At 54.1% G+C, this 12,655-nt stretch carries 11 protein-coding genes; 4 read left to right on the top strand and 7 right to left on the bottom strand.

Going from position 1 to position 12,655, the window contains the following annotated elements; translation table 11 throughout:
* Position 1: 1 nt before the first annotated feature.
* Positions 2 to 619: a TetR/AcrR family transcriptional regulator gene (locus tag P1U71_RS00280; RefSeq protein ID WP_301103537.1), complete on the bottom strand. Its 618-nt coding sequence runs from the start codon at positions 617 to 619 to the stop codon at positions 2 to 4.
* 215 nt (positions 620 to 834) lie between these two features.
* On the opposite strand from P1U71_RS00280, the gene P1U71_RS00275 reads away from it, so the two are divergent.
* The gene (locus P1U71_RS00275; RefSeq protein ID WP_301103536.1) at positions 835 to 1,779 is read left to right on the top strand and encodes a homocysteine S-methyltransferase family protein; all 945 of its coding nucleotides are present in this window, start codon (positions 835 to 837) and stop codon (positions 1,777 to 1,779) included.
* Between the two features lie 221 nt (positions 1,780 to 2,000).
* Here P1U71_RS00275 and P1U71_RS00270 read toward each other — a convergent pair whose 3' ends face one another.
* From P1U71_RS00270 to P1U71_RS00250, 5 genes are all read right to left on the bottom strand, one after another.
* Complete coding sequence (locus P1U71_RS00270) at positions 2,001 to 3,137, bottom strand: acyl-CoA dehydrogenase family protein (RefSeq protein WP_301103535.1); 1,137 nt, start codon at positions 3,135 to 3,137, stop codon at positions 2,001 to 2,003.
* 187 nt (positions 3,138 to 3,324) lie between these two features.
* Positions 3,325 to 5,115 carry an acyl-CoA dehydrogenase C-terminal domain-containing protein gene (locus tag P1U71_RS00265; RefSeq protein WP_301103534.1) on the bottom strand — a complete coding sequence of 597 codons (1,791 nt, stop codon included), beginning with the start codon at positions 5,113 to 5,115 and terminating at the stop codon, positions 3,325 to 3,327.
* Between the two features lie 14 nt (positions 5,116 to 5,129).
* A complete protein-coding gene (locus tag P1U71_RS00260; RefSeq protein ID WP_301103533.1) occupies positions 5,130 to 7,463 on the bottom strand; it encodes a 3-hydroxyacyl-CoA dehydrogenase/enoyl-CoA hydratase family protein in 2,334 nt (777 codons plus the stop codon).
* A 2-nt stretch (positions 7,464 to 7,465) separates the two neighbouring features.
* Positions 7,466 to 8,602 carry a thiolase family protein gene (locus P1U71_RS00255; protein WP_301103532.1) on the bottom strand — a complete coding sequence of 379 codons (1,137 nt, stop codon included), beginning with the start codon at positions 8,600 to 8,602 and terminating at the stop codon, positions 7,466 to 7,468.
* 125 nt (positions 8,603 to 8,727) lie between these two features.
* Complete coding sequence (locus P1U71_RS00250) at positions 8,728 to 9,162, bottom strand: MerR family DNA-binding transcriptional regulator (protein ID WP_301103531.1); 435 nt, start codon at positions 9,160 to 9,162, stop codon at positions 8,728 to 8,730.
* Between the two features lie 151 nt (positions 9,163 to 9,313).
* Between P1U71_RS00250 and P1U71_RS00245 the strand changes: the two genes are divergently transcribed.
* Positions 9,314 to 9,640: a DUF962 domain-containing protein gene (locus tag P1U71_RS00245; RefSeq protein ID WP_301103530.1), complete on the top strand. Its 327-nt coding sequence runs from the start codon at positions 9,314 to 9,316 to the stop codon at positions 9,638 to 9,640.
* A gap of 4 nt (positions 9,641 to 9,644) precedes the next feature.
* Here P1U71_RS00245 and P1U71_RS00240 read toward each other — a convergent pair whose 3' ends face one another.
* Entirely contained in the window at positions 9,645 to 10,673 is a 1,029-nt protein-coding gene (locus P1U71_RS00240; protein WP_301103529.1) for a glycosyltransferase, read from the bottom strand.
* A gap of 260 nt (positions 10,674 to 10,933) precedes the next feature.
* Between P1U71_RS00240 and P1U71_RS00235 the strand changes: the two genes are divergently transcribed.
* Positions 10,934 to 11,851, top strand: a complete 918-nt coding sequence (locus P1U71_RS00235; protein WP_301103528.1) for a sulfite exporter TauE/SafE family protein — start codon at positions 10,934 to 10,936, stop codon at positions 11,849 to 11,851.
* Positions 11,852 to 11,855: 4 nt separating this feature from the next.
* Positions 11,856 to 12,635 (top strand): TIGR02186 family protein, encoded by a 780-nt coding sequence (locus P1U71_RS00230; RefSeq protein ID WP_301103527.1) that lies wholly within the window; start codon positions 11,856 to 11,858, stop codon positions 12,633 to 12,635.
* The last annotated feature ends 20 nt before the right edge of the window (positions 12,636 to 12,655 follow it).

Raw genomic sequence — 12,655 nt, 5'->3', positions numbered from 1 at the left:
ATCACGACGGGCGGGGACTGAAAAGCAGCTTGATATAGGAGCGGAGCAGAATAACTTGAGCGGCAAGTTTTTCAGGCTCCCGCAGGGCCTTTGACATAATTATGCCGCCTTCGACAATGGTAGAGATCAGGTCGGCAACTTCCACCAGGTCAACATCGTCATTCGGCGGATAAATCTCGCTAATCTCCTCCAGCACCCTGACAAATCTCGCGCGCCAGGCAAGGGCCCCGCCCCGGGTCAGTTCATGGATATCCTTGTCGAACAGCCGCTCCTGATAACAAATCGTTGCAACGAGGCAGCCCGGATGTCCCTCCGGCAGGTCCGCCATCATTTCCGCCAGAAGTTTCAGGCCAATCAGGAGTGAATGGAGGGGATCGTCGTTTAATTCTCTGGCCCGCTTAAAAAGATCATCAAGCAGAACTTCATCAGCTTCGAGGTATCGGACTATGAGGGCCCGGGCGAGCTCCGTCTTATCCTTGAAATGATAGAAGAAGCCACTTTTGGTGATTTCGGCTTCAACAATCAATTCCTCGATAGAAGTCGCGCCAAAACCCTTTGCGAGAACTGCCGTCTCGGCAATGGAAAGCAGTCGCTCTCGTGTTTCAGCGCCTTTTCTCATTGTCCCCTCGAAATTCCATACTGCGAGTACTGTACCGCCAGTACAGTTTTGTCTATGTGGAGTGCCATTCTATCATAGTTTGTATTAGTTGGAAATAGCTTAACATCTTGAAATAAACGGCATTTCAACTTTTCCGCCCAACTGTACCATAGTCCTACTATTTCAAAGAGCGCGATATTCATATGTTCCTGCCATCTAACATGATGGAGAAACTTATGAGACAGGCAAAATACCGGCATCACCTGCCGCAGTCGAAAGACAAGATATATCTGACCGATGGCGGGCTGGAAACCACGCTGCTGTTTTTGGAAGGCTTTGACCTGCCACACTTCGCCGCCTTTGATCTTTTGCGCGATACTAAAGGCAAACAGGCGATTGAAAATTACCTGCTGAAATATGTCAGCATCGCCAAAGACAATGGCACGGGAATTATTCTCGATACACCGACATGGCGCGCCAGCCAGGATTGGGGCGATCTTCTCGGTTATAGTCCTGAAGCCCTGGATGTGATCAACAGAGAGTCTGTTGAAATGCTGCATGGCATTCGCGACGCCCATGAGACGGAGACAACGGCCTGCGTCCTTAATGGCGCCATCGGGCCACGCGGTGACGGCTATAACCCGGAGTTCCTTATGTCCGTGGAAGAGGCGACCGATTATCACCGGGCGCAAGTTACCTCCTTCGCGGAGGCCGGTGCAGATATGATCACGGCTGTTACCATGAACTATCTCAATGAAGCGATCGGCATCGCGCGGATCGGTGCCGATATCGGCATCCCGACGGTCATTTCCTTTACCGTCGAGACCGACGGCAGACTACCAACGGGAGAAACCCTGGAAGAAGCTGTCCGCAGAACGGATGATGCAAGCAGTAATAGCCCTGCCTATTACATGATCAACTGCGCCCATCCGACGCATTTTGTGGATGTCCTGAAATCGGGCGGCGACTGGCGGAGTCGGATTGGCGGGCTGAGAGCCAATGCATCGGCCCTGAGCCATGCGGAGCTGGATGAAGCGGAGGAGCTGGACGACGGCAACCCTTCGGAATTCGCCGCACAGCATGTGGATCTTGCGCAGTATCTGCCGAACCTCGCCGTAATCGGCGGATGCTGTGGTTCCGATCATCGGCATATCGCCGCCGTTCATCAGCATTTCCACTGATGAAGAATGTCAAGCCGGGAGCCTTTTCTTACAGGCTCCCGGTTAACTGGCAAGGCACAGAGCGATGTATTTCAGGTATGACTGGGCAGAACCGGGTGTTTCACATGAAACAATAAAACACCCGCATAAAGTGTCAGAAAGAGGGGTCCAGAGGCCGATATCACCAACCGACCCGGCCCATGCCAGGGCGCGCCATCAGCTGTTGACCATCCTTATGGCCCTTATAATCCTCGGGCGATAAGCTCTTTCATGATTTCATTGGTGCCGCCATAGATGCGCTGCACCCGGGCATCGGCATAAGAGCGCGCAACGCGGAATTCCCACATAAAGCCATAGCCGCCATGAAGCTGCAGGCATTCATCAATGACTTTGTTTTCAATCTCGGAGCACCAGTATTTCGCCATGGCCGCCGTATCGACCTTAAGCTCGCCCTTCAGCAGCTCCTCGATACATTTATCGACAAAGACGCGGGCAATCTGCACCTGGGTCTTTTGCTCAGCCAGCTTGAAGCGGGAGTTCTGAAACTCGATGATATTCTTGCCGAAGGCACTGCGGTCTTTCGTATATTCAATCGTCTCGTCGAGGACAGCTTCCATCGTCGCCGTGGCGCCGATAGCGATCTGCAACCGCTCCCAGGCAAGTTCCTGCATCAGGCAGAAGAAGCCTTTGCCTTCCCCGCCCAGCATGTTGCTCGCCGGGACGCGCACATCATCAAAGAAAAGCTCCGCCGTGTCCTGCGCCTTGAGGCCCAGCTTATCTAGATTGCGACCCTTCTCAAATCCAGGCGTATCCGCTTCCACCAGAAACAAGGACGTTCCCTTCGCGCCCGCCGTCGGATCCGTTTTGGTCACGACGATCACGAGATCGCACATATAGCCATTTGTGATAAAGGTTTTGGAGCCATTGATGATATAATCATCCCCGTCCTTCACGGCACGGGTTTTCACGCCCTGCAGGTCGGACCCTGCGCCCGGTTCCGTCATGGCAATCGCGCCAATCATCTCACCGGTTGCCAGTTTTGGGAGGTACTTTTTCTTCTGCTCTTCGGTGCCGTAGTTGAAAATATACGGGGCAACGATTTCAGAATGTAGGCCAAACCCCGGGCCCGTCGTGCCCGCGCGCGACTGCTCCTCCATCATGATGATGCTGTAGAGTTTATCGGCCCCGGCCCCACCATATTCCTCGGGGATCGGCATACAGAGAAGCCCCTGCTTGCCCGCCTCACGCCAGGCATCGCGGCTCACCTGGCCGTCCTTCTCCCATTGGGCGTGATGCGGAGTGATATGCTCCTCATAAAACCGGCGAACCGATTCCCGGAATATATTATGTTCTTCGCTGAAAATGCTTCTTTCGATCATCTCGCCACCTTTGTTTTTAGTTTTCGTGCGACTTTTTCCCTGCAATTGACAATTTGTCAATTTCTCCATGAAGTTTAGCGAACTGCCCTGTCAGATACCACTAAAAAGTAGATAGCCCACCGCGTTTCACACTTCACGAAATAAAGGCGGGAACAACGTCCCGCCTTCATATTATAGATCGTCGGCCCTAAAAGGCTTCCGCATCCAGTTCCATCATGGTTTTTGACCCCGCACTCATTTTCACAAGGAGAGAAGAGACGTCCGGAATCATGCGTTCAAAGAAGAAACGCGCTGTGACCAGTTTGGTCTTGTAGAACTCGGGATCGTCGGTTCCCTCGGCCAGTTTCGCTTTCGCAATCTTCGCCATCTGCGCCCACATAAAGCCGAGCGCGACGAGGCCGAACATCCGAAGATACTCGCTAGAGCCGGCACCTGCTTCGTCCGGATTTTTCATGCCTTTCTCGCCGAGCAATGCGGTGCCCTGTTGGAGCTTCGCAAAGGCTTTGGCGAGCGGCATGACAAATTCCTTCTGTTCCGGGTCCATCATATTCTCCTGAATGAAGGCGTCCACCGGATGGAAGAACTGACGGAGATTGCGGCCCAGATTCTGCGGTAGCTTACGCCCGACAAGGTCGAGAGCCTGAATACCGTTCGCCCCTTCATAAATCTGGGTAATGCGGGCATCGCGGACGAACTGCTCCATTCCCCATTCGTGGATATAGCCATGGCCGCCGTAGCATTGCATCGCAGTCGCGGCGAGTTCGAACCCCATATCGGTGAAATAAGCCTTGATCACTGGCGTAAGCAGACCAAGCGCCTCATCGGCGGCGCGGCGCCCCTCTTCTTCGGGGTGTTTTTCCACCATATCGACCTGCAGTCCCGCCCAAAGGCCGAGCGCCCGTGCGCCTTCGGTAAAGGCGCGGATCATCAGCAAGTTCCGGCGGATATCCGGATGCACGATAATCGGATCAGCCGCTTTTTCCGGTGCCTTAACGCCCGATATCGAGCGGCCCTGCAGCCGGTCTTTTGCATAGATGACCGCATTCTGATAAGCAACCTCGGCCTGAGAAAGCCCCTGGATACCCACACCGAGACGCGCGGCATTCATCATGGTGAACATGGCACGCATGCCCTTATGTTTCTCGCCCAAGAGCCAGCCCGTCGCGTCCTCATAGTTCATGACGCAAGAGGAGTTGCCGTGAATGCCCATCTTGTGCTCGATGGACCCGCAAGCGACACCATTACGTTCTGAAGGATTCCCATCGGCATCCAGCAGGAATTTCGGCACGATAAAGAGGGAGACGCCCTTGATTCCCTCCGGTCCGCCGGGAATTTTCGCCAGCACGAGATGAACGATATTGTCCGCCATGTCATGCTCACCGGCGGAGATAAAGATTTTCGTGCCCGTTACCTTGTAGCTGCCATCGTCCTGTGGCACTGCCTTGGTCCGCATAAGGCCGAGGTCCGTTCCGCAATGCGGCTCGGTCAGGTTCATGGTCCCGGTCCAGTCCCCGGTGACCATTTTCGGAAGCCAGGTCTGCTTCTGCTCATCCGTGCCATGCTTATGGATCGCCGCATAGGCACCGTGGGTCAGGCCCGGATACATGCCGAACGCCATGTTCGCCGCACTCATCATCTCGGCAAAGGCAATCCCGATAACATGGGGCAAGCCCTGCCCGCCATATTCCGGATCGGCATCAAGGCCCATCCAACCCGCGGCACGGTATTCGTCATAGGCGTCCTTGAAACCGGTCGGGGTTGTCACCTCGCCGTCCTTCCAGGTGCAGCCTTCCTTGTCGCCAACCAGATTGAGCGGCTGGATAACCTCGCTCATCAATTTACCGCCCTCTTCGAGGATGGCGTCAATCATATCGGGCGTCGCATCTTCGAACCCCGGCATGTTGGTCATCTTGTCGAGACCCAGAAGGTCGTTGAGGACAAATTTGAAGTCTTTTACCGGTGCGTTATAAACAGGCATCTCGATACTCCCTTCTAGTTTCTGAGCGGCTTGCCGGTGGTGAGCATATGCTCAATCCGGTCAAGCGTCTTATGATTATGGATCAGGGTCATGAAGCCTTCGCGCTCCAGCTGTAGCAGCTTCTTCTCGGTCACCGGCTGGGTGATGTCCGTATCCCCACCTGTGAGGACCCGGGCGACTTGCTCACTGACCACACCGTCATAGGCGGTTGCCTTACCCATGGTTACGAAGCCGGAGACCGCCATATCGAAAGCCGCCGCCGCCGTCGCGCCGGGAAGGTTGACGTCCACCGGTTCCGGTGCCGTATAGCCTTCCACCATACCCAGAGCACGCGCCTTCGCATCGGCGAGGACCCGCTTGCGGTTCATGGTCACCCGGTCACCGTCGCGCAAGATCATCATATCCCGCGCTTCCGCGGCGCTGGTGGCGACCTTGGCGGTGGAGATGGCTTCGAACACGCCAGAAATCGCAGGCATCGCACCACCCGGACGTTTCTTGTTCAGCATCGCGCGCATGACCAGTTCCTTGCAGCCGCCAAAGCCGGGGATCACCCCGACACCGACCTCGACAAGGCCCATGTAGCTTTCTGCATGCGCCTGAACAGCCGCTGCGGCGAGAACAATCTCGCAACCGCCGCCAAGGGCCATGCCAGCCGGCGCGGCAACCACCGGGAAGGGCGCGTATTTCAACTTCATCAGCGCATTTTGGCCTTCAGAGATCGAGTTTTCGATCACTGGCCACATCGCCGCGTTGGCGGCGAAAAGCGCAAGGCCGACATTCGCACCAACGGAGAAGTTGTCCGAGTCGTTGCCGATAACCAGCGCCTTGAAGCCTTTCTTGTCGATCTTGCCGGCTTCCACCAGCATGGTGACCACGTCCTGATCGATGGAATTCATCTTGGTGTGGAGTTCAAGGCAGGCAACACCATCCCCAAGGTCCCAGATGCTGGCGCCCTTGTTGGACATGACAGGCTCGCTGCCCCGCTTGATATCGGCAAGCATCCAGGCGCCTTCGGCAATTGGCACAACGGCATAGTCGCCATCCACCGTCATGAAGTAGGCATCCTTGCCCTCTTCCTTGTAAAGCGGGCGATCACCGACTTTTTTGAGGAACTCCGGCACCGGCAGACCTTCGGCTTCCAACCGGTCGATGAAATACTGGTTGCCGAGCTGATCAAGTTGTTCGAACGGACCATATTTCCAGGCATAGCCGGTTTTCATGGCCGTATCGATGGCGATGATATCGTCGGCAATCTCACCCACAAGTGATGCCGCGTAGGAAATCGTCTTTGAGAGGATCGCCCAAGCATACTCTGCGCCCTTATCCTCAAACTCAACGAGAGCACGCAGGCCTTTCTTCGCCGCCTTGACGGATCCGAGCTGCGGCTTTTCGGCCATGGCATATTCCCCGGTCCTGAGGTTACGAGCTTCCTTGACGAGCTTACCGCCCTCCTTATTCATGCGGTAGAAGCCACCCTTGCCTTTACGGCCTGTATAACCTTCCTCAATCATCTTGGCGGTCATGGCGACCAAAGGATGGTTGGGGTCATACTCTTTCGAGAAGGCATCGCTTGCAGGGAGTTCGGATAGCATAGAGGCAATGACTTTGGGGCCGAGATCAATCCCGGTCAGGTCGCCGAGACCGAATATCCCGGTGGAGGGAATGCCCATCGGCTTACCGCAGACCGCATCAGCTTCCTCAACCGTAAGGCCGAGGTCATAAGCTGAACTCGTGGCGACGGAAGACCAGTATATACCGATCCGGTTACCGACAAAACCCGGCGTGTCGTAACAGTCAACGACTTCCTTGCCGAGCGCAATATCCGCGAACTGCCGCAAATCCTCCAGCGCCTCTTTGCGGGTATGTGTACCCCCGACCAATTCAAACAGCCGCATATAGCGCGGCGGGTTGAAGAAATGGGTGATGGCAAAATCCTTCTGCAGGCTTTCCGGCAACCCCTCCATCAAAGTTTTAAGCGGAATGGTGGAGGTATTTGACGTGACGATAGAGCCCTCTTTGCGCACACCGTCGAGACGTTTGTAGAGATCCTGCTTGAGGCCGGTATTTTCGATAATCGCTTCGCAGATCCAGTCGCAATCGGCGACGAGGTCGAGGTTGTCTTCAAGGTTTCCGGTCGTGACAAGCCGCGCATTCTTTTTGTGCATAAAGGGCGCAGGCTTGGTTTTCAGCATGGCCGCGACCGCGCCTTCGGCCAGCATATTCCGGTTTTTCGCGTCCTTCGGAACGATATCCAGCAGCACGACCGGAACGCCCGCATTGGCGACATGGGCGGCAATCGCCGCACCCATGACGCCCGCGCCGATAACGGCAACTTTTTCAATAGCCATGATTAGCAGGCCTCCAGAACCGTGGCGATGCCCTGACCGCCGCCGATGCACTGGGTAGCCAAACCAAGCGCCTTGCCTTCCCGCTGCAACAGGCTGGCGACCTTGCCGGTAATGCGGGCACCTGTCGCGCCCATCGGGTGACCAAGCGCGATGGCGCCGCCATCAAGGTTGGTCTTGGCGAAATCCATGCCGGATTCCTTCAGGACTGCCAAGGCTTGCGCCGCGAACGCCTCATTCAGTTCAATGATATCAATATCTGCGAGGGTGACGCCCGCACGTTCCAGCGCCTTCTTGGTGGCCGGAACCGGGCCGATGCCCATCAATTCCGGCGCACAGCCTGCGACGGCAATCGACTTGATCCGGGCAAGCTTTTTAAGTCCGTTCGCATCGGCATATTCCTCGGAACAAACGAGCGTAGCAGAAGCACCGTCGGTGAGTGGTGAGGAGGTGGCTGCTGTTACGGTACCGCTCTCATCAAAGGCCGGTTTCAGACCCGCAAGGGTTTCCATCGTTGTTTCGGGGCGGATACAACCATCCTGCTCGACGCGCGTATTGCCATCGACAATCGGAATAATCTCGTCATTAAACTTGCCGGAATCACGAGCGGCGGAGGCGCGAGCATGGCTTTCAACAGCCATTTCCTCCTGTTCTTTACGGGAAATATTATATTGCTTGGCAAGGTTTTCCGCCGTAATGCCCATGGAGACGTAAGCTTCCGGGTAAGACTTGTATAGACCGGGGTGTGGTGCGGGATTAAAGCCCCCCATGGGAACGCGCGTCATGCTCTCGATCCCGCCGCAGACGAAAACCTCGCCCGCGCCCATCTGGATCGCCCCCGCCGCCATATGGATCGCCTGCATGGAAGAACCGCAGAAACGATTGACAGTCGTCGCCGCGGTTGCTTTCGGAATACCGGCAAGGAAGCTGATGATCCGCGCCACGTTCAGGCCCTGCTCCGCCTCCGGGAAGGCGCAGCCAATAATCACATCCTCAATATCCTCGACATTGACGCCAGTCGTGGCAATCAGGCCCTTTACCACCTGACCTGTCATTTCATCGGGGCGGATTTTGATCATCTCCCCTTTGTTCGCAAGAGTGAAGGGAGAGCGTGCATATCCCGCGATTACGACATTTTTCATTGTCTCGACATCCTTTCAGATCATATTGATGAACCGGCTACTCCCGGTCGTTTTTTGTAGTCCTGCCCCTGTATATAGAGCCTGAATTTTACGAAATTTACTGTGCCCGATCCTTTTTGCAGGATTTAGGCGATGGTTTTCTTGCAACCATCCGCGCCACCAGATGCCAAATGTCCCTTCAACTGGGAGATACCGTCTTCCAATTCCGCAATGGCTTCGTTGATATCGGCACGTTGCGTGATCAGCTTTTCCAGCTGCTCTTCGCATTTTTGCAAGGTGAAGGTGAGTTGATCCGTACCGCCGCTCTCCGGCGAGTACATATCCAGCATCTTTTTGATGTCCTGCAGACTGAAGCCGAGGCGACGCCCCCGCAGGATAATCTTTAACCGTCCGCGGTCCTTACGGGAATAAATACGTGTCGTTCCTTCCCGCGCGGGATTTACAAGCCCCTTGTCCTCATAGAAACGGATAGTGCGGGAGGTAACGCCGAATTCCTCAGCAAGCTCCGTGATGGAGAAGCTGATCCGGCCTTCTTTGTCAATTTCTGCTCTGGCATTCATTATATGTACTGAGTCCCAATCCTACTTTGCAGCACGTAATATACTTTACGTTTACGTAAACGTCAATCTATAGCCGACGCTTCGCAGATACTGGATTGAGCGGGTAAATATCTGCTATAATGTATATCGAATATAAGGAAAGAGGCAAGAAATGACGGCCAAAATCACTCAATATGCTGAATTCTGGCCTTATTATCTGCGCGAGCATTCAAATGCGAATTGCCGCCGCTTGCATTATATCGGCTCCACGCTCGCTCTGTTATGCCTGATCGCCGCCTTTATTTTCATGATGCCATGGTTGGTCCTTCTCGCGCTTGTCGCCGGATATGGCCCGGCCTGGATCGCGCATTTCTTTGTTCAAAAGAACCGCCCGGCTACCTTCACCTATCCGTTCTGGTCGCTCTATAGCGATTTCCGCATGTATTTCTACTGGCTGGGCGGCAAGTTGCCCGAAGAACTGAAGAAAGCAGGGATCTGACCGATCAAACCCGGTGCAACTCTGTCGGCCACTGATAGTCCTCACTCAGTTCCTGACGGAAGGTTACTTCGGTGATATATTGGGCGACAAGCCGCTCATTGAATATCTCGTGAGTACGCTGCCAACCATTTTTGGCAATCGTTCGCGCCTCATCATCATGCTCGTTGAAATAGGCAATTCTTTCAAGCAGTTGATCAAAATCGTCGTAAAAGGCCAGTTCATCCTCTTTGTAGATCTGGTCATACCCCGTCCGACGGTGGATTAGGGTCATCAGCCCGTTCCCGGTATACTGCGCCATCCGGTCCGAACTATAGAGAGGAAAAACCTCGCCACGGCTGAGATTAAGGCCCATCCGAGCACCCCCAATACGTCGCTGATAGCCTATTCCGCTTATCGGAGGATTTCCGGGCATCCCGAGAATTTCCATAGTCTCCTTACCAAAACGTTCGATGATCATTTCGGCGACCTGACGTCGTTCACTCCCTTCTTTCGCATTTCCCATCCCATAAAATAGCCTGGTTGCCGGATCGGGATTATCAAATGACCTTACAGTATCAATGCTGGAGTCAACCAAATTAGGAAAAAAGCTGACTACATTGCGCTTATTCGCAAATCTCCTAAGTTCATCTCCAGCTGTAGTAATAAAAGTCGCATCAGCCAACGCCGCATGCTTGGCAGTCCGCTCAACCGTCTGCTCCTGCCAGAGTGGGTCAAAGTCATAAACCGCAATCTTGATATGCGGCACGGCTTTTCTGATTTCCTTCAGCGTTTGTGCATATATTGGATCGGCATGCCCAATAAAGAGCAAATCCGGCCAGTAGGTTTTAGCTGTCTTAATGAGGCGCATATTTGCGGGCACAACGCCAAACTTGCGAGACCTGAACCAGGTTGAGGCACGCGCGATATCACGATCACTGAATTGATACACTTGATGACCGTTCCGGATAAACCCGTTGGCAAGCTTGCGATTAGAGTCATAGAAAGCACCGCCATCATGCTTTTCATTAAAGTTACCGACATAAAGGACCCGCATGTTCTCTCCTGAACTTCTTCGCCACAGATAGTTTGAGGATTTGATACCGTGGCAATCGCTACTTTCACAAGTGATTTCTCCCACCCGCACATATCAGGAACAGCCAGAATAAGCGACATAAGGTTTTTAAAAGGAAACTTGGCGCTGAACAAGAAGATTTCCTTAGCTCCCCTTCCCTTCCCCGGCCTTTTAATGTATAGCCAACAGAATCGGCGTCACTCCCGCCCGAACCACTCAAAAAAGAAGGCCAAAGCTGCCGAATGACTGTTTATCTGCCCATTGCCGAAATTTCAGTCAATCTGTTTCTGATCTTGGGCATGGGTGGTGCAATCGGTCTTCTCTCGGGAATGTTTGGCGTTGGCGGCGGCTTTCTCATGACACCGCTGCTGATATTTGTCGGCATCCCTCCGGCGGTGTCCGTTGCCACAGTTTCCAACCAGATTACGGCCGCGAGCGTGTCCGGTGTTCTCGCTCATTGGCGACGCGGAAATGTTGATTTCAAAATGGGCATGGTGCTCCTGATCGGCGGTATCGTCGGGTCTGTAGCAGGTGCCTGGATATTCACAATCCTTAATTCGGTCGGCCAGGTCGACCTGATGATTTCGCTGTCTTATGTTATTTTTCTGGGAACAATCGGTTTCTTGATGTTGTTTGAAAGCGTTAATGCGCTGATCAACACGCGGCGCGGCACGGTAAAGCGCAAGAAACTTCATCAACATTACTGGATTCATGGCCTCCCCTTCAAAATGCGGTTCCGAAAATCGAAGCTTTATATCAGCGCCCTGATGCCGCTTGGCATTGGCGCCCTGGTGGGCATCCTTTCGGCTATCATGGGTGTCGGCGGTGGTTTCGTTATGGTTCCGGCGATGATCTATCTCCTTGGTATGCCGACCAGCGTCGTGATCGGCACGTCCCTCTTCCAGATTATCTTCGTGACGGCAAACGTTACGTTGCTACATGCCATCAATACGCAGACGGTAGATGTCATGCTGGCCCTGCTCCTGATGAGCAGTTCCGTTGTCGGGGCCCAGATTGGCACTCGATTTGGCACCAAACTGCGCGGGGAACAACTTCGCAGCCTCCTTGCCCTGCTGGTCATCATTGTTTGCCTGAAACTGGCATTCGACCTCGTAATTACGCCGGACGATCTATATTCGCTCGGCGCAGGAGGGCATTGATCGAATGTTCTTTTCCATGCGTCCGCTATTAACAACCTTTGCCACCCTTTGTGCGCTTGTTTTGGCATGGGCACCCCACAGTCAGGCTCAGTCTTCACTGGTCACCGATATTTCCTCACATTTGGTCTCGGTAACGTCCGATTTCACAGGAACGGAGTTGCTTCTCTTTGGCGCTATTAATATTGATGATAAGGATGAAGGGCTAAACCGCGGTGACGTGCTGGTCGTTGTCCGAGGTCCGGAAAAAGATGTCATCGTCCGCCGTAAAGACCGGGTTGCCGGAATTTGGATCAATACAGAAGCGGTGGAATTTGCACGCGTGCCAAGCTTTTACGCTTTGGCGAGCAATCGGCCCGTGGAAGAGATCGCACCACCGGATGTTCTTAACCGCCTCCGTATCGGGCCTTCGCGCCTGCACTTTCGCCCGGTCGAACCTGAGCAGACAAGCCTTCCATTCGAGGAAGCCATCGTCCGACAGAAATCCCGCGCAAACCTCTATTCGGATCAGGAAACTGCGGTCTATTTTCTCGGCGATACTCTTTTCCGGACGACGATCGCTATCCCCGCGAATGTGCCGGTCGGCGACTATATTGCGGAATTCTATCTGTTCAAGGATGGGGAACTCTTGGGAGCCCAGTCATCGCCGCTGTTTATCAAGAAATCGGGGCTGGGACGACAAATTTATGATTTCGCCTATGCTTACCCTGCACTTTACGGCATTGCCGCAATCATTGTTGCGCTGTTCGCAGGCTGGCTCGCCTCTGCCATCTCCCGCAAGGATTAATGTCTTTATAAAGAAAGGGC

The sequence above is a fragment of the Sneathiella sp. genome, from assembly GCF_029233945.1.
GTDB lineage: Bacteria > Pseudomonadota > Alphaproteobacteria > Sneathiellales > Sneathiellaceae > Sneathiella.
The sequence above is the reverse complement of the archived record's forward strand: the minus strand, read 5'-3'. Positions and strand labels throughout refer to the sequence as shown.